This window comes from Bacillus sp. es.036, from assembly GCF_002563635.1.
Classification (GTDB): domain Bacteria; phylum Bacillota; class Bacilli; order Bacillales; family Guptibacillaceae; genus Guptibacillus.
Genome location: NZ_PDIZ01000001.1, coordinates 1513693 through 1532801, shown reverse-complemented (window position 1 = coordinate 1532801; position 19109 = coordinate 1513693). Strand labels below are relative to the sequence as shown.

At 38.6% G+C, this 19109-nt stretch carries 15 protein-coding genes; 9 read left to right on the top strand and 6 right to left on the bottom strand.

Translation table 11 applies throughout. The features are described 5' to 3' along the window. Positions 1-35: 35 nt before the first annotated feature. Positions 36-1211 (top strand): MFS transporter, encoded by a 1176-nt coding sequence (locus tag ATG70_RS07825; RefSeq protein WP_098443772.1) that lies wholly within the window; start codon positions 36-38, stop codon positions 1209-1211. Positions 1212-1288: 77 nt separating this feature from the next. On the opposite strand, the gene ATG70_RS07820 is transcribed toward ATG70_RS07825, so the two are convergent. Further along, positions 1289-1870 (bottom strand): biotin transporter BioY, encoded by a 582-nt coding sequence (locus ATG70_RS07820; protein ID WP_098443771.1) that lies wholly within the window; start codon positions 1868-1870, stop codon positions 1289-1291. A gap of 378 nt (positions 1871-2248) precedes the next feature. Between ATG70_RS07820 and ATG70_RS07815 the strand changes: the two genes are divergently transcribed. The 5 genes from ATG70_RS07815 (at position 2249) to ATG70_RS07795 (ending at position 8757) form a co-directional block, all read left to right on the top strand. After that, a complete protein-coding gene (locus ATG70_RS07815; RefSeq protein ID WP_098443770.1) occupies positions 2249-2644 on the top strand; it encodes a hypothetical protein in 396 nt (131 codons plus the stop codon). Positions 2645-2946: 302 nt separating this feature from the next. After that, positions 2947-4917 (top strand): DNA topoisomerase IV subunit B, encoded by a 1971-nt coding sequence (parE, locus tag ATG70_RS07810; protein ID WP_098443769.1) that lies wholly within the window; start codon positions 2947-2949, stop codon positions 4915-4917. A 2-nt stretch (positions 4918-4919) separates the two neighbouring features. Continuing rightward, on the top strand, positions 4920-7346 hold the full coding sequence (gene parC, locus ATG70_RS07805) for a DNA topoisomerase IV subunit A (protein ID WP_098443768.1): 2427 nt from the start codon (positions 4920-4922) through the stop codon (positions 7344-7346). 155 nt (positions 7347-7501) lie between these two features. Next, positions 7502-8002: a metal-dependent hydrolase gene (locus ATG70_RS07800; RefSeq protein ID WP_098443767.1), complete on the top strand. Its 501-nt coding sequence runs from the start codon at positions 7502-7504 to the stop codon at positions 8000-8002. A gap of 104 nt (positions 8003-8106) precedes the next feature. Continuing rightward, the gene (locus tag ATG70_RS07795; protein WP_098443766.1) at positions 8107-8757 is read left to right on the top strand and encodes a TVP38/TMEM64 family protein; all 651 of its coding nucleotides are present in this window, start codon (positions 8107-8109) and stop codon (positions 8755-8757) included. Positions 8758-8800: 43 nt separating this feature from the next. Here the strand turns inward: ATG70_RS07795 and ATG70_RS07790 are convergent, their stop codons facing one another. Then, on the bottom strand, positions 8801-9379 hold the full coding sequence (locus ATG70_RS07790; RefSeq protein WP_098443765.1) for a metal-dependent hydrolase: 579 nt from the start codon (positions 9377-9379) through the stop codon (positions 8801-8803). Between the two features lie 200 nt (positions 9380-9579). On the opposite strand from ATG70_RS07790, the gene ATG70_RS07785 reads away from it, so the two are divergent. Further along, the gene (locus ATG70_RS07785; RefSeq protein ID WP_306472692.1) at positions 9580-10755 is read left to right on the top strand and encodes a MalY/PatB family protein; all 1176 of its coding nucleotides are present in this window, start codon (positions 9580-9582) and stop codon (positions 10753-10755) included. Positions 10756-10798: 43 nt separating this feature from the next. Here ATG70_RS07785 and ATG70_RS07780 read toward each other — a convergent pair whose 3' ends face one another. Next, positions 10799-11347, bottom strand: coding sequence for a 2'-5' RNA ligase family protein (locus ATG70_RS07780; protein WP_179886219.1), 549 nt, complete (start codon positions 11345-11347; stop codon positions 10799-10801). A gap of 255 nt (positions 11348-11602) precedes the next feature. Between ATG70_RS07780 and ATG70_RS07775 the strand changes: the two genes are divergently transcribed. Both ATG70_RS07775 and ATG70_RS07770 read left to right on the top strand, forming a co-directional pair. Then, a complete protein-coding gene (locus ATG70_RS07775) occupies positions 11603-12124 on the top strand; it encodes a hypothetical protein (protein ID WP_098443762.1) in 522 nt (173 codons plus the stop codon). A gap of 711 nt (positions 12125-12835) precedes the next feature. Further along, positions 12836-14134, top strand: a complete 1299-nt coding sequence (locus tag ATG70_RS07770) for a vanadium-dependent haloperoxidase (protein WP_257147643.1) — start codon at positions 12836-12838, stop codon at positions 14132-14134. A gap of 494 nt (positions 14135-14628) precedes the next feature. Here the strand turns inward: ATG70_RS07770 and ATG70_RS07765 are convergent, their stop codons facing one another. The 3 genes from ATG70_RS07765 to ATG70_RS07755 all read right to left on the bottom strand — a co-directional run bounded on the left by ATG70_RS07765 (position 14629) and on the right by ATG70_RS07755 (position 19107). Then, a complete protein-coding gene (locus tag ATG70_RS07765) occupies positions 14629-16644 on the bottom strand; it encodes an alpha/beta fold hydrolase (RefSeq protein WP_098443761.1) in 2016 nt (671 codons plus the stop codon). Positions 16645-17195: 551 nt separating this feature from the next. Then, positions 17196-18308, bottom strand: a complete 1113-nt coding sequence (menC, locus tag ATG70_RS07760) for an o-succinylbenzoate synthase (protein WP_098443760.1) — start codon at positions 18306-18308, stop codon at positions 17196-17198. Continuing rightward, on the bottom strand, positions 18298-19107 hold the full coding sequence (locus tag ATG70_RS07755; protein ID WP_098443759.1) for a GNAT family N-acetyltransferase: 810 nt from the start codon (positions 19105-19107) through the stop codon (positions 18298-18300). The genes menC and ATG70_RS07755 overlap by 11 nt, the downstream gene beginning before the upstream one ends. Positions 19108-19109 lie beyond the last annotated feature (2 nt).

Genomic DNA, 19109 nt, shown 5'->3' with positions numbered 1-19109 from the left:
CCCCTGTCATAGATTAATTTTTGGAGGTTCAGGCAATGTCAAAAGGAAAAAGTATTCATGCATTAATTATTTTGTTGTTTACCCAGTTCGTGTCAGGTGGGGTAACAAATACAAAGGGAATTGTGCTCGATAAAGTTGAAACAGATATCGGTCTCGATATGAGTCAATTTGGACTCGTTGTTTTAATTTTTCAACTTGGATTTACGCTCGCTAGTTTAATCTTTGGTTATTTAACCGACAAAAAAGGATTAAGAATAATGGTGATCTTCGCCACAATTGTGATGGGACTCGGTTTTGCGGGGACAGGCTTTGCGCCAAACATCACTTTCTTTCTAGGTTTTTATATGTTAATCGGATTTGGTTTGGGTGCGCTGGGCGTTGCGTCTAACGCGATTGTACCCGCTGCTTATCCGGAGAAGCAAAACCAAATGTTTAATTTGGCAATGGGTATTTATGGGCTTGGTATGATCATTTTCCCTCAAATTCTAAACTACATGTTCCAGTTTGCTTCATGGCGCTATTTCTATCTTGCGATTGCTATTCTAAACATACTTGTGATTTTCTATGTAACGTCTGTTAAATTCCCAGATGGAAAAGCGGAAAAAATCAATTTGAAAGCATTTATTCCTATGTTAAAAGATGCGCAGATGATCTTTTTAATGTTCTTCTTGATTTTCGAAGTGTCTGCTGAAGTTTCATTCACAAACTTCTTTCCACCCTATTTAAAATCTCTTGAACTTGGAGGGATTTCAAATGAAGCAAAATCGGATATGGTTGCTACCATTCTTTCGCTATTTTCGGTTTTCTTTATGATTGGCCGACTAAGTGTCGCTTATCTTGCCAACAAAATCAACGAACGCTTAATTATGATTTCATTCTCATTAGGTTCAGTGATCATCGTTGCTATTAGCTTCTTTTTTGCAAATCAAGTTCCGTACTTGTTTGCAGGAGCGGGACTGTTTTTCTCAACATTATTCCCAACCGCAACCGCTTTTGGAACAACTATTTCAAAAAATCCAGGTACAGCACTAGGATTGATTTATGTGGCTTCTGGTATAGGTGGTGGTATCGCGGGGTATATCATCGGTATTGTTTCTGAAGCGTTTGGTGCAAAAGGTGGATTCAGCCTTGTCATTGTTTTCCTTGTATTGATGTTTGTCGTATCACTATTCTTAAATTCAGGTAAGTCAAAGCAAACCGTTAATGAATAAGGTAACCATAAAAAAGCCGCCGGTAGATTACCGGCGGTACATTTATATTCATCTATTGGGAATAGAGGAATGACTTGTTAAGCTACCTGTGGACGCTTGGATGTTTTCGAAACGGCAGCGTAAATACGAGGTGAAATAAGGGCAGCTACAACGGATAACAGGATATCTTTAGGTAGCGGGGCCAGCATCCATAACCATGCCATACCGTAAGTAAATCCTTCAGGAGCGTCAGCCCAAAATTTATACGCATAATACATATAATTTGTACCAAGGACATAATTCAAGATAAATGCAGTGAAACTAGCAATCATAAACGTTATGAAAGTGGGTCTAGATTTTGATTCAACAATTTTACCTGCTACATATGCTACTAAAATATAAGATAGAATAAATCCAAATGTTGGTTTAAATAAAACGCCGGGACCACCTGTGAATTGAGCAAATACCGGAGCACCCGCAAGGCCAACTAGCGTGTAGACAATCATCGAAATAGATCCAAGCCGACTACCTAATAATAAACCTGCTAAAATCGCAAAGAACGTTTGTAAAGTAATGGGTACGCCGCCTACTACGAGAAATTGAGCAATATTTGCGCCTACCGCCATTAATGCAGCAAACATTCCTGCATAAACTAAATCAATTGTTTTCATCTTCCTCATGACTGAACCTCGCTTTCATTATCACTATAAAGAATCGTAAAAGAAAAAGTCATTTGTGTCAACATATATTTTATTTTAGTTAACTTAAATTAAGCGAAGTTAACTTAATTCAATCATATTTCAAAGTAACAGAAGTTTTAATTAGTAAATTCCAGCTTATTTAACACCGAAAAAGTAAAAAGAGTTAACTTAATCAGTTCGGGGAATTTATGAGAATGCTGTTTGCTTTGTTTGAATAGAGTAAGTAATTACCAATCGTTTATGAGTTGAATTCCTTTCTTAAGAACATAACGATCCAGTGGAATATTAGAAAACGTACTACTTTATAAAAAATTTATGGTAAACTTAGAGCGAAAGTATGTTGAAAGGAGCCTCTATATGAACATGCTAAGAGGAACCATTCTGTCTGTTTTATTGCTTTGTTTCGTACTTGCCATAAGCACGGCCTTTGCAAATGGACAAGATCAGAACCTTGCTTATGAAACTGGAGAGGTTCAAGAAAAACTAATTCGATATGAGAAACCACAAGTAACAGCAGAAGTGGACCAGAAAACAGATACGAACATGAATGAAGATGATGAAGAATTAACAAATGAAGATGCAGTAGAGGCGACAAACGCGCCGGTAGAAAAACCTTATTATTATCTTATTGTTAATAAAACTCCTTATTTAGCCGATAAGTCTGATTGGGAGTCGGTTGAAGAAGGTCATATCGTTACACTCGGTTATGAAGAAGGTAACGTGCATGTCGTGAAAACAATTGATGAAGAATAAACATTAAGGTACAATACGGTTCGATGTTTTTTTCTCTCCTGCCAATGTGCAGGATTTTTTAATACGTTAAGAATGAGTGGGTTTCTATCTTAACAAATGGGTGGGAGTGCCTGCCTTTTGTTAAGATAGTCAGAGATCATATGAATGAAACGAACGCAGTAAGAGGCTGTAAAAGACTACCCGACTATTAAAAACAATCAGATCTGGCAATGCTTTAAAAAACGGATTGGGTACAAAAAAGATAGAAACACCCGTTCTCATATGGTAGGCTAGTCTATACAGCAAGTTGAAAGGGGAAAAACATGGTAACAAAACAAAAGCAGGAATATAGTGATGATTCAATCCAGGTTCTAGAAGGACTGGAAGCGGTGAGAAAGCGCCCTGGAATGTATATCGGGAGCACTGACTCAAGAGGCTTGCATCATCTTGTTTATGAAATCGTAGATAATTCAGTTGATGAAGCTCTTGCTGGCCATGGAGATGAAATCAACGTTACCTTATATGAAGATAATAGTGTTAGCATCGAAGACAATGGTCGTGGGATGCCTGTTGGTATGCATAAACTAGGAAAACCAACTCCAGAAATCATTTTAACCATCCTCCATGCAGGTGGTAAATTTGGACAAGGTGGCTACAAAACGAGCGGTGGGTTACACGGTGTTGGGGCCTCGGTCGTTAATGCTCTTTCCGAATGGTTAGAAGTAACGATTCATCGAGATGGTTTTATCTTTAAACAGCGTTTTGAAAATGGCGGGAAACCAGCAACAACCCTTGAAAATATCGGCAAAACGCGCAAAACGGGAACGACGATTCATTTTAAACCGGATCCAATCATGTTTAGTACATTAAATTATAATTACGATACATTAAGTGAACGCCTGCGGGAAGCAGCGTTTTTATTAAAGGGATTGAAAATTGAACTAGATGACAAGCGTCACGACCGCAAAGAGGTCTTCTATTATGAAACCGGTATCGAAGCGTTTATCGACTATTTAAATGAAGATAAAGAAACACTTCATCCAGTTGTCACGTTTACCGGAGAGAGTAACGGCATTGAACTGGATTTTTCATTTCAATACAACGACGGGTTTTCAGAAAATGTCCTTTCTTTTGTAAACAATGTCCGAACTAAAGATGGCGGGACACATGAGTCAGGTATGAAAACGGCCATTACACGTGTGATCAATGACTACGCAAAGAAAGTGAATCTTTTAAAAGAAAAGGACAAGAACCTTGAAGGAAATGACATCCGAGAAGGCTTTACAGCAATTGTCTCTGTCCGTATTCCAGAAGAATTGCTTCAATTCGAAGGTCAGACGAAAAGTAAACTAGGGACAAGTGAAGCGCGGTCAGCGATTGATGCGATTGTTTCCGGACAATTTTCGTATTTTCTAGAAGAGAATCCATCCATTAGTGAGATGCTCATTAAAAAGTCAATTAAAGCCGCCCAGGCACGTGAAGCAGCAAGGAAAGCACGTGAAGATGCGCGATCGGGTAAGAAAGGGAAACGCAAAGAAACCATTCTTAGCGGTAAACTTACCCCCGCCACTTCACGGAATCCGAAGAAAAATGAACTGTACCTTGTTGAGGGTGATTCTGCTGGTGGTTCTGCAAAACAAGGACGCGATCGACGAACACAGGCAATTCTTCCACTACGTGGAAAAGTAATCAATACAGAAAAAGCGAAGTTGCAGGATATTTTTAAAAACGAAGAGATTAACACCATTATTCATGCGATTGGAGCGGGAGTTGGTCCTGATTTTGATATTGAAGATGCAAACTATGACAAAGTCATTATCATGACCGATGCTGATACTGACGGCGCTCATATTCAGGTGCTTCTATTAACGTTTTTCTACCGCTACATGAAACAACTTGTGGAGCATGGAAAAGTCTTTCTTGCGCTTCCACCTCTTTACAAAGTTAGTAAAGGAAAAGGAAAGAAAGAAGTGGTTGAGTACGCATGGGATGAAGAAGGTATGAAAAAAGCGATGAAAAAGGTTGGGAAAGGCTACACGATTCAACGCTATAAGGGTCTTGGTGAGATGAACGCCGATCAATTATGGGAAACAACGATGAATCCCGAAAGCCGCACGTTAATTCGTGTGAAGATTGAAGATATTGCTCGTGCCGAACGACGCGTTTCCGTTCTTATGGGAGATAAAGTCGAACCGCGTAGACAATGGATTGAATCGAATGTGGCCTTCGGATTAAATGAAGATACAAATATCATCGAGAATGAAAACATTTCCATTATTGAAGAGGAGGCGTAACATTGGCTAACGCAGAAAAATTTCTAGATCTACCGCTTGAAGATGTCCTTGGTGACGCTTTTGGGCGGTATAGTAAATACATTATTCAAGACCGTGCCCTGCCCGATGCAAGGGACGGTCTGAAGCCTGTACAACGCCGGATTCTTTATGCAATGCATCATGAAGGTAATACAGCAGAAAAACCGTTTCGGAAATCAGCGAAAACGGTTGGTAACGTTATTGGTAACTACCATCCACATGGAGATACATCCGTGTATGACGCTATGGTCCGAATGACTCAGGATTGGAAGGTACGTAACATTCTTGTGGAGATGCATGGGAATAACGGAAGTGTTGATGGAGATCCACCGGCTGCCATGCGTTATACAGAAGCACGTTTAGCAGCCATTTCATCTGAACTCCTTCGCGATATTGATAAAGATACGGTTGAATTTGCACCTAACTTTGACGATACACAAAACGAGCCGATCGTTTTGCCTGCGCGCTTTCCTAACTTGCTTGTCAATGGCTCAACTGGGATATCAGCAGGGTATGCAACAGACATCCCCCCGCATAACCTTGGTGAGGTCATTGATGCAGCCGTTATGCAAATGGAGAACCCTGACGTTACGCTACAAGAGCTAATGGGTGTTATTAAAGGACCTGATTTCCCAACAGGTGGAATCGCTCAGGGAACAGAAGGCATTCGGAAAGCATTTGAGACTGGTAAAGGCAAGTTTATTTTACGAGGTAAGGCAGAAATTGAAGAAGTACGTGGAGGACGTCAGCAAATTGTTGTGACAGAAATCCCGTATGAAATCAATAAAGCGAACCTTGTTAAGAAAATTGATGAACTTCGTGTTGATCGCAAAATTGAAGGCATTTCAGAAGTGCGTGACGAAACGGACCGTACGGGGCTTCGATTTGTTATTGAGTTAAAAAAAGACGCCGATGCAAGCGGCATTTTAAAATATTTATATAAAGCAACAGATCTTCAAATTACGTATAACTACAATATGGTAGCGATCTACAACAAGACACCGAAGCAAATGGGTTTAAAGCAAATCTTGAAGGCCTATATTGAGCATCAAAAGGAAGTCGTCATTCGACGATCTGAATATGATTTAAGACGTGCCAAAGATCGTCAACATGTTGTCGAAGGCTTAATTCGCGCGATTTCGATTTTGGATGAAGTAATTGCCACCATTCGTTCATCAAAAGATAAGCGTGATGCTAAAACCAATTTAATGGCGCAATACGACTTTACAGATGCTCAGGCTGAAGCGATTGTGAATTTACAGCTTTACCGTTTGACCAATACCGATATTACGACGCTTCAAAAGGAATCGGAAGAGCTAAGTCAGCTGATTAATAAGCTTGAAACGATTCTCGGTAGCGAGAAAAAGCTTGTCAATCTCATTAAAAAAGAGTTACTTGAAATTCGCAAGAAATACGTGGATGATCGCATGACCGTTTTAGAAGACGAAATTGAAGATATTAAAGTGAATCTTGAAGTGATGATTCCTTCTGAAGACGTGATTGTAACCGTGACAGAAGATGGTTATGTGAAGCGAACAAGTCCACGTTCATATGCAGCATCTAACGGAAAAGACTTTGGAATGAAGGAAACCGATACGCTTCTACGTCAATTTGATAGTAATACAACTCACACCATCTTGCTCTTTACGAACAAAGGAAGCTATCTTTATTTGCCTGTCCATGAGCTACCTGAAATCAGATGGAAAGATCTTGGGCAGCACGTCGCTAACATTGTATCAATCGAGTCTGACGAGCGAATTATTGAAGCCATGGAAATTAAAGAGTTTAAAGAAAATCAATACCTAGTCTTTGTAACGAAACAGGGCATGATTAAGAAAACAGAGCTTTCTCAATACAAAGCACAGCGGTATTCTAAACCACTGATGGCGCTAAAGTTGAAAAAAGAAGATGAGTTGATAGACGTATACTCCACTAATGGAAGTAAAGAAGTTTTCCTTGCTACACATTTTGGATATGGACTCCGATTTAAAGAAGAAGAAATTAGTCTAGTTGGTCAACGGGCGAGCGGAGTAAAAGGCATTAACTTAAAAGATGACGATTTCGTCGTGAGCGGAATTATTTATGAACCAACTGCGAAGCACGACATATTCCTAGCCACACATCGAGGGGCTGTGAAGAAAATGCAGCTAAGTGAATTTGAAATTACAACGAGAGCAAAACGCGGTGTTGTGATGTTACGTGAACTGAAATCAAATCCTCACCGTGTCATTGGAGCTGCAGCTGTAACAAAACAAGATCTCATTATGGTTCGAACGAAAAAGGGAGAACCAATAGAGGTAGATCCAGCAACATATCGACCAAATGATCGGTATAGCAACGGATCATTTGTCGTAGACGTGAGTGAAACGGGCGATGCAGTGGAAATTAAGAAAGTTCATAAGCCTATATAAAATCTAGAGAACCCGCCTAAAAAGCGGGTTTTCTTTATATATGAACAAGGAAATTTGTGATATACTAATTGGTATGCGAACATATGATTGCCACCCCTCTAAAATGGCACTTTCCAATCAAACAAACAAGAAAACACAGATGAAGGAGGAATGAGATGGAGGGGAAAACCCATGCGATTGGCGGTATTTGCTTAGGTGTTGCCGCGCAAAGCTACTACATAACAGACAAGCTCGATGCACCAGAGCTGATTGTTTTCTATGGAGCCTGTCTTTTCGGTGGCCTTCTGCCAGACATTTGTCATCCAGGGTCATGGACAGGCAGAAGAGCTAGAGCCTTATCGAAAGGGATCAGCCGTTTTTTTGGTCATCGAACGATTACACACAGTATCCTTTTTATTATTCTTATTTATTGGTTAACGTCAACGTTCACCTTTGAATATGATCATCTTATTCAAACTGGTATTTTAGTAGGGATTGTAAGTCATATTGTGCTCGATGCCATGACAGTAAGAGGTATTCAATTATTTTATCCTATTCCGCTTCGCGTTCGCTTCCCACTTTATTTGAAAACCGCTTCGAAAGGAGAAGGTTTCATAACAAGTTGTCTCATTATCCTAACCATTATTATGCTATACAACCAGGTGATGATTTCATAAGGGATAGGTTGTTATTATTACTAATGTAAGCCATATTACAGACCTGTTGAACATTTTCATGTATGTTTTATTTATGAGAAGAATACAACAGAGAGGATGGGGAGATGAAGCGTCAAAAGGGAGTATTAAAATGGGGATTAATCCTAATAACGATCGTGATCTTAATTTGGTTCAGCCGATCTTATCTTAATTTTAGAGTGGAAGAAATCAGAGATTGGATTTTATCATTCGGTATACTTGCTCCAATTGTCTACATGGTTATTTACACGATACGCCCCTTGCTTTTCTTTCCGGCGTCCGTGTTATCAATTGCGGGAGGACTAGCGTTTGGATCAATGTTCGGTACAATATATACCGTAATCGGAGCAACTGGAGGAGCGGTTTTATCATTTATCGTTGCTAGAAAACTAGGAAAGTCAATCGCCAACAAAGATTGGCAGGGCAAAGGACGAAAGTTACAAGAACAGCTTGAGAAAAATGGATTTTTCTATGTTCTATTTTTTCGGTTCGTTCCGCTATTTAACTTTGATTTAATTAGTTATTCTGCTGGTTTATCTAAAATACGGTTTACTTCATTCTTTTTCGGTACGCTAATTGGTATTATACCTGGCACATTTGCTTACAACTTTTTAGGAAGCAGCCTTGTATCAGGTGATCCAAAAGTTATTGCGCTCGCTGTTGGCGTCTTCATCTTACTATCAGTTATACCAATCTTAATTCGCAATAGAGTGGAAGAAAAACGCGTCATTAGGTAAATAAGAAAAAGGAGCAGGCTGCTTAGACAACGCCTGCTCCTTTTTATGACTGTATTTCTTTATTTTTAGCCTGTTTTGAAGCTTTCCTAGTTCGTCGACGGTCCATGATAAGATAAATGATTGTAGATACGAGAAGCAGGCCATGTGTAAAACTAAACTCGGCACCGTAATAATCACGGTTCCAATAAGAGACAACTCCAGGAATAATCGTATAACTGAGCGGATAAAAAATCGGAACAGCATCGCTTACATGTGTGAAAAAATCAACAATGACATGCAAGAACCATCCCCACACAAATCCAGAAAAAGGCGTCACCTTAAAGCCTCGATGAACGATCATCAATAGCATAAAGGCAAGTAACCAGATGACAATCGAATGACCTAATTGGCGGAGTACAACAACTACAGGATGTTCAAATAAGCCATGGATAAAATAATGCACAGAGAGGTTGATTTGGGGATTCATGATTTTTTGAATACTACGTTCTATTAATAAGTATAAAAACATCACATAATAAATAATATCAGGTGCGATGCCACCGATGACAATGTATTTAATCGTTCGTCTGCTTTTCTTTCGGAAAAAGAAATAACTCCAAAATGCATGGTGAAGTGTATTCATAAGGTAAACCCTCACTTTATTGGTCAGCTATTATCCGTTCTTTCAAAAAAGGAATTAAAGATTACTTCTCATTTTACCATCACTGTAGCTAGCTGTCTTTGGTAAAGGGGTTTTAGCTATTATGCATAAGCAAGAACTCTGACAGATAAGTTAAGATTTGATAAAGTAAAGATGGACTATTGAACAATTGGAGGCACATGATGAACGTATTTGACGAACGAATTAATCGATTTGATACACATTCAGTAAAGTGGGATCATACTGAAGCCATTTTTGAAAAAGAAGATCTTTTGCCAATGTGGGTAGCGGATATGGATTTCCGAGCTCCACAACCCGTCATTGATGCTCTCACAACACGCATTCAGCATGGGATATTCGGTTACTCGATGCCAACAGAAAACACAAAGTCTGCGATTCAAGGTTGGTTGAATAGACGGCATAATTGGTCAATTCAGCAGGATTGGATTGTATTTACACCAGGTGTTGTGCCTGCATTATCGGCAGCGGTTAATACGTATACGGAAAAGGGAGAGAAAGTGGTCATCCAGTCTCCTGTGTACTATCCGTTTCGAGATATGGTAGAGAAGAGTGAGCGGGAAGTAGTTGATAACCCACTTGTAAGAAGAAGCGGCAAATATGAGATGGATTTTCATGATCTCGAACTGAAGCTTGCCGATCCGGAAGTGAAGATGCTACTTCTTTGTAATCCTCATAATCCTGTAGGAAGGGTTTGGAGAAAAGAAGAACTTATGAAGCTTGCTGAGCTTTGTTTCGCTCACAATGTATTAATCGTCTCTGATGATATTCACTTTGATCTTATTTTTAAGGGGTATCAGCATACGTTAATTTCATCTCTTTCAAATGAAATTGCAGCTAATACGATTACATGCATTGCACCAAGCAAAACATTTAACCTAGCAGGCATGCAGCTTTCGACAATTATTATCCCTGATGAAGAAAAGCGGGAGAAATTTAACGCGTATATGGGGAAATTAGGTTTGTTTGCTCCTAGTCCATTTGGAATCACTGCAGTAGAAGCGGCTTATAACCACGGGGAAGAATGGCTTGATGAACTTATGGAGTACTTACAAGGTAATCTTTCCTACCTTACTAAATTTATAAATGAGCGACTTCCGCAAATCGATGTGATTGAGCCTGAGGGTACTTATCTTGTTTGGTTAGACTTTAATAAACTTGACATGTCTCATGAGGAACTTGAGCAGTTTGTGCAAGGGGAAGCAAGGCTAGCACTTGATGAAGGCTATATTTTTGGAGAAGGCGGGAAGGGATTTGAACGTATTAATATTGCTTGCCCGCGATCAGTGTTACAAGAGGGATTAGAACGATTGGAAAAAGCGATAAATTCAAAAAAATAGCGAAGTAAAACGCCCTGGGAATTCCAGGGCGTTTAAAATATAGTTACATAAGAAAATTCCTTTTTTTTAACGGGCGGAGAGGTAACTCAAGTACGGGTGTATATGTATGAGACTTATTCATTGAAAAAATATGAACGGATGGAACAATAAATGGTACAAACTCGTCTAAGGTGTGTTCGGCATCTTGCTTTATGTTAAAGAAGTGATCGTCTGACATTTGTTTGTTTTTTTGTAAAATTGTTAAATGCGGGATAAAGTCCGTTACTTCATAGTGCTGTTTTTGTTCATGAAGAGATGGTTTAATCGCATCTACAAACAACAAATGAAGAGTAATAATCTCTTTGCATAAGACCGTATTAAATAATACAGATGTGCCAAATGTAGCTGGTGCGCCTAGCTTTAATTCAAAAGCGGGAAATCCTCGGCAAATCTGTTCAATTGTAGGAACCCAATCTTCCGTTGCTGTAAGACCGCTAGATGCTTTAACCGTTATATGAGGTGGAGAGGTTTCAGTATAATCCCACTTTTGCCGAAAAGATTGAATTTTGTTCATAACTTGAGGAGGAGGGAGGACGGCAATAAAAAACGGCATGAGCATATCTCCTTCGTTTGATCAGTCGATAAATAAAAGGAACGTAACAAGTAAAGATTCTATGAGACTATAACACTAATTCGCTAAATAATGGGTTACCCCTTTAAACTGTTATCGTTATTTCGAAAATCAATCAATAGTACTATTAAAGACGAAAAAGTGAAAAGAAAATTATAAAAAAACTCCCATAATTGAGTGCATTCTTTTTAAATTTTGTTATGATAAAAGAGGTGAAGCAGAAGAGGTTTCACCTAAGTGATAGCTGGAAAAGGAAAGCGGGTGATTTGTATGAAAAAAGCATCAAAAGGACTTCTAACCATCCTACTTTTCTCTGTTCTCGCATTTGGTTACCTAAAATCAGCTGAAGTTTATATAGACTACAAAAACGATAAATATGCGCACACTGCAAGTGCCACAAGCATTGAAAGCAGCTTGCATCAAAAGATCGATGAACAGAATATTTACGAAATACAGGTACATAGAAGCGAACAGCAAAAAGAAGAAATTATTACATCAAACGAAGATGAATCGTACCTTGTCAATTGGGTTAACAATCTTGATGGATCTGATTTAACACAATTAGCAAATCATCGAGTTCAGGTTGATGATGCAGACTTCATTATTTATTTAAAGACAGGAAAAGAAATTAGAATTAAGTTAGATGAAAACAATGTGGTCGTTTCAAGAAATGATAATGATAACAAAGTATTTAATTCATATTTAATTAGTCATTTTGATTTAAGTGATGAAATATCACGTATTTTAGAAATCGAATAATTTTTCAATTCCGTCTCAATATCTTAAGTTTACTTAACGATTGAGACGGAATTATTTATTATTCGGTGACTTCCTATAATATATATTATGTAAACTTAAATAAAAAAACGCCGATAAATAACCTTCTCTTACGTCCCTAATTTGATCCAAACATTTGCCACTTGTTTGCTACAAGTCAGCAGCATTCAGGTTGATCTGAAGACGTTGCAAGAATTAGACCACGAGAGTCTCTCTACCACTTCCATTTCCGCTCATGTGGAACCACAGCAACAACGGTTCGTTATAACATCCACAAGTTAGAATTAAGCTTTTTCTCTTAATTATACATAATAATTTCAAATGCCAAATTTTGAGATATCTAGTCTCGTGACTCTTTCCGATTTTTACCTTATACATAAAATAGTGTAATACCATATGGAAAGTAGGATACAAATGTTTAATAGAATAAAATCATTCTTTTATAGGTGCTTGAGGCCTATCAAGAAATTCAGCTGTGAGATTGGCCCTCTTCCTCCTATGGCTAGACGTGTGAAAGCCTTTATCATCCGAGTAAAAGCAAGTAAATTTCACAAAAAAATGCGTTTGTAGTCTCTCACTTGTAATGGTGATGAGAAAAGATATCCGAACAAGATTGCCAGTTTTTCAAAAGCTTTACCGCATAACGATCTTGGAGAGGTAGATTTAGATGCGTATAACGACTATATAAAAGCTTTGAAATCAGGAAACCCGGATGATTTCGAGAGGATTCCACTAGGCGGTGAAAGAAAGCTTGTCAATCCGCAAGCGGCTTACGCTTACGAAATGGCCGGACCTGATAGTCATCAGCTTGTCACCCCACCTCCACCAGCCTTCAGCAGCGCAGAAGCAGCAGGTGAAATGGTGGAGCTTTACTGGCTGGCTCTTTGTAGGGATGTTCCGTTTACTGATTATGATACGGACCCTTTAACGATGGAAGCAGCCGAGGATTTAACGAACCTTTCTGATTTTCGTGGTCCGAAAATCGATGGAAAAGTTACATCAAAAACGTTATTCCGTGGAGATATTCAAGGTGCTTTGGTGGGACCATATATCTCACAATTCCTATGGAAAGACGTCCCATATGTTTCGAATACCGTCGCCCAACGATACGAGACGACCATTCCGAATGATGATCATCTCATATCCTATCCGAATTGGTTGGCCGTTCAAAATGGCTCTGCACCACCCACTTTTAATGAATTTGACCCTATTCCTCGTTATATCAGAAATATACGAGATTTAGCGGAATACGTTCACCGGGATATTACGGTGGAGACTGGATTGACAGCAGGCCTCATTCTACTCAGCTTTGGCGAGGAAGCATGGGACTCGAATAATCCTTACCTTAATTCCGATACGCAGCTTGGATTTTCAACCTTCGGTGCACCACATGCCTTAGATTTTGTGACAAGAGCAGCCCGACCGGGTTTGGAAGCAGCCTGGTTCCAGAAATGGCTCGTACATCGCCGTTTACGTCCGGAGCAATTTGGAGGACGTATTCATAATGAATTAATCGGGGCAGCTGATTATCCTATTCATCCAGATGTACTAAAATCAAAGGCAGTAACTCGAATTTTTGAAAAATACGCCACATATCTCCTCCCACAAGCATATGAAGAAGGTTGTCCTACTCATCCATCTTATCCTGCTGGACACGGTACGTTCATAGGCGCTATGGTTACGATGCTTAAGGCTTTCTTTGATGAAACCTATGTGATCCCTTCTCCTGTTATGGCAAGCAGTGATGGTCTTTCACTGGATCCGTATGAAGGACCTCCCCTTACAGTTGGTGGAGAACTGAATAAATTAGCGATGAATGTTGCCCTTGGAAGAGACGGAGCAGGTGTACACTATAGCAGTGAAGGACTTAACAGTTTACAGCTTGGAGAACAGGTAGCTATCGGGATCTTACGAGATTATAGAAAAACGTATAACGAACAATTCGAAGGCTTCTGTCTTACAAAGTTTGATGGTACCACTATCACCATTTAATAAATGGTATCCGTTGGGGAAAAAGTATATAAAATTCCTAAGAGATATTTATAAAAAAAATCAATCTCATATTAGTAAACGAGTTAATAAGGCCACTCTTAGATCTTTACGAATCTATTTGTGGCTTTTCATTTAATTTCTTTCCTTACCTCTTTTGTAAATTAGTTTATTTACACAATACGAACAAATGTTCTCCGAGGTGATTTTGAGCACTTTTATCCAATAAATGTTTTATTAGGTATTAAAAGCTCGTTTCAGAATGAACTTTTTGTTTTAGAATTTAGTTCACCTTGGATCAAAGAAACATCCTAAAAAACCGCTACCTCTCTTCTATCTCATCGTTTCTATCCATTTTTATATTCTTGATGAACCATCTTTTTGTTCACTTTATTTAATGACTTTTCCAAAAATCTATTCTTTACACATACATAAATAAAACCAACCATAGGGCTTTAGGTCCTTTGGTTGGTTTTGTCTGGTCTTATGACGATTAATTATAAGATGGAATAAAGCGTTGTATTTGCTATTGTAATTAAAGTGATTAACAACGTATTTAGGAAGGCTCCTACATAGACATTACCTGTTTTTCGATAGAAGTATCGATTGAAGATTGAAGCGATCAACAGTGCTGGTACAAGAGCAATCATAATGATTGAAGAAAGTGATTCTGAAGGATAACCAGCTGTTCCTGTGATAAACAACAATCCATAATGGTAACCTAGGTAAAGAATGAGACCGCCTACAAAATGTAGTGCAGCTATCACGTATCCTTTTAGTCCCTCGTATTTAGCGCTAGCCGTATTCATATTCACAGAGAGCCCTACAATAAAGTAGTAGATTAAGAAAAGTGGTGCATATTTTAAAGTTGCGATGACATGTTGACTTTCAAATGTTTTAACAGCAAATGTCCAGAGGCGGAAATCGGTTTTGAAAACAGTATCAACAAAATAAAGTACCGCATAACCTATCACAATAGCTACGCCTGCTGTTAGAAGTGAAGCAATAATTGTTTTCACGCTTACCTTAAGACTGTAGTTTTCAATCGTTGCCCCTTCTGGTTTTTTCGAAACGAAGTGGTAACACACCATGATCATCAATGTCACGATTGCTACATTAATGGCCCAGTAAGCAATTGGGTTTACTGTTGGCGCAGCAAAGTACTCTGTTGTCATAAGGAAATCGTTTTGTTTTCTTAAATAAATATATTGAATAACCCCTAATCCAAGCATAATGAACGAAATCGATTTAACACCACGCTCGGAATTTTTAACAAATGAGTAAATTAACACGATAGCCGAAACGGCGATAACAACCATACTAAATTGTCTTAAAAGTCTCATTGCGTCAACATTCCCACTATATAATGCAGGGAAAAAGAGTGCTGGGAACAAACCAGCAAATATTATAATTAAGAAGCTTGTTAGTTTCGCGCCATTTGTTTTTGGTTCTGGTAGTGGTGATGGTACTTTCGTATAAATGCTGTTAAAGAAAGGTAATGTTGATAATAGTGAAATGACTGGACCAAAGAGTAAAAAGAAACCAATTAAGGCTACAAACGAAAACCATTCTTTGTACATCCATGTCTGACCATCTTTACCAATCGTGACAATGTCACCATAATCAGCAAAAGCTTCATCATAAAAGTCTACTGCGTTTTCTGTAGATTGTTTTGAAAAATGATTCCATGGGTGGGTTTCATTTGGTTGGTAAATGATACGTTTTCCGCCATTCACTTCGTAAAATTTCCCTACCTCAGGATTATCTGGATTTCCTAAGAATCCCGCACCTTCTTCTGTACCTACATAATTTTTCTTTACGACAGATTTCCCAGCCGCTGTAGCTGCAGCATCAAAGAAGAACTCATCATATTGTGCAGCAATTTTACCTGATGTTCTTGGACCATAGGCATTGTTAATGTCTTCAGCACTCATTTCAAGTGCCTGTACCCATTGATAATCAGAACCCATCGTAAGATTGCTATAAATTTTTCTAATGCCTGTTGTCTCAAAATCTTTCTCATCTAAAATGACCGCATTTGTTGTAGAAAATCCACCCATTGAGTGGCCTGAAGCAGCAATGATACCGTTACCATTTTCATCTTTTAAAACAAATTTCTGATCATACATATACTGCACGGCATCATAAATCGCATTTGGCCAAAATGAGAAAAACGGGACAGGTTTTTCCATTGTGTTTGTTGAGTGTCCATGATCGTATTGATCTAAAGCTAAAACGACATATCCTCTCTTAGACATTTCAATTGATTGAGCATCCTGCATTTCCCCAGAGTTAAGATAGCCGTGTGTTGTGACGAGAGTTGGTCTTGGGGTTTGGTCAGCACCATCAGGTTTGTACAATAGACCTGAAAGCTCTCCCCTTGGAGTATCAAAGTATATACGTGAAACATCTACCTGTCCACTCGAACTGTTAAATAGAGAAGCTACATAACTACCAATCAAAATGAACGCCAAAGCAACCACTAACCAAATGAGCGTTTTCTTGTTTTTCATCTTATCCCCCTGTTGCTAAGTATTTTACAAGAATAATGTTACGTAACGATTAATCTCATTTAAGACTTGAACCCATTAACAGTAAAAATGATACATCTGCTTATCTTACTTAACTGTGAATTACCTCCATACTGGTAAGAATGTCGCGTATTATTACTTACAATATGCTTTAAGAGTAAAAAAAGAAGACACATTAGATTTACTTTGAATGAACATTCAAAGAATGTAACGTGTCTTCTTGCTCTCATGACAGCTATTAACTTTATATAGAAGTATACCTTTTATTGAAAACGCTGTCAAAAATGTGCAATAAATATTTACAGTTATGATTGATGTATTATCAAATAAAAATTCGATTGATCCAGTTAAGGGAACAAGTGTTCTCAACCCCGTAAAAAGAACACTTTTAACTTCAAATGCACTTCTTTATACGTATATTGCCATCTTTGGTTGTTATATTTTGATATATTCTTTTTCGGCAATGAGCATCAAATACCATTCAGCATAAAAAAGCCACTCACGCTAGGTAAGTGGCTTCTCTTTACACTTCACTAATTCACCTCAATGGTTTTCTGAACAATCGTCAATTTGTCAATGTAATCTCGATCAGGTTCATATCCGATTCCTTGCTTCTCAGGTACGTGAATGTTCCCGTTGATCATTTCAACTTCCGGTTTAATGATATCTCGCTTCCAATAATGAGATGATGGAGCTGTATCTCCAGGAAGTGAAAAGTTACTTAATGAGGTAATCGCAATATTATGAGCTCGTCCAATTCCAGCTTCAAGCATTCCTCCACACCACATCGGGATACTATGCTTCATGCAAAGATCATGAATTTTCTTAGATTCAGTCAGTCCACCGACTCGTCCTACTTTAAGGTTAATGATTTGACAACTGCCGAGTTCAATCGCCTTTCTAGCATCTTCTAAACTATGAATGCTCTCGTCTAAGCATATAGGTGTGTTTAGTTGAGACTGTAGCTTCGCATGATCAATAATGTCATCATGTGCGAGCGGTTGCTCAATCATCATTAAATCAAATTGATCGAGCTTCTTCAGATGGTCAATGTCCTGTAACGTATAGGCACAGTTCGCATCTGCCATCAGTGGAATGGATGGAAAGTGATGGCGTATTAGTTTGATGATCTCAACATCCCAACCAGGCATGATTTTTACTTTTATTCGCTTATACCCCTCTTTTACGTAATCTTCAATTTGCTTTAAAATGTTATCTTGTGAAGATTGAATGCCTACACTGACCCCGACTTCTATGTTCTTTTTTACACCACCAAGTGCTTTTGCAAGTGGCATGTGATTTACCTTCGCATAAAGATCCCATATCGCACATTCGATCGCTGCTTTTGCGTTGTAGTTACCGCGAATTTTCTTAAAACGCTCTGACACTTCATCTGGATGGTTAATTTTTTCATCAGAAAGCAGTGGAATTAAATGATCGATCATCATATGCCAATTGGTTTGAACGGTTTCTTCGTTATAAATAGGTTCCATTATGGCTACCGACTCTCCCCATCCTGAATGTCCAGACGTCGTTGTGGCTTCAACTAAAATGATATCTTTATCCCGCTCTGTTCCAACGCTTGTCGTAAAAGGGTGTAAAAGGTCCATCTTTATGTGTCTTAGGATGATGCTATTAATTTTCATATGATTCACCTTTTTCTAAGAGGTATAAATATAAATTGGTGTTGCCTTCACTTTTTACTAAATCCGTTACATACCACCCCTGCTCAAGGTAATGGGTAAACACGATTCCCGTTTGTTCCCTCCACGCTTTTGCAAGTGGTAGATTCATTTTTTTAATTTCTTGAAAATTCCCAGGCACAGGCACATACATTTTCTTAGCAGTGATAGAAAGATCTACTTTATCAGGATGGTAAAAACGAGTATCACCACCCGTGATCAGAGCATGAGGCAGGATTTGTTCTAACTCGCGCATGCCCTTATGGTCCTTCGTATGCCACTCAACTAAAAAGCGGTCAGTCGGTATTCCGGCGTTCAAGTTATCATTCATTAGGCCATACACGTTAGGAAGATACGACGTTACAACGGCTCCTAGCTTATTTAAATTCAGCGATCCATTCACCGTTTCTAATGGATCGTAAGTCCATGTTATGAAATCGTAGCCCATATTGGCGGCTGTTTTTCTTTGTTCCATCTTTAATTTCTCGCCAATTCCTCTTTTACGAAAATCAGGATGAATTCCTAAACTTTGAGAAACGAGATAAACCTTCTTGCCATCAAATCCTGGAAAACTATATTGAAATGCGATGAGCTGATCTTCATAAAAGGCTCCTAAAATAAATCCGCCATTTTTCACGACTGCCATACTTTGATTGACGGGAACTGAGTCATCAAAGCTCCATACAATTGTTTCTAAACGTCTAACTTCTTCAAGTTCTTCCACGGAATGAAGGGTACGAATCATAAGTGGTTGTGTCTTCATTT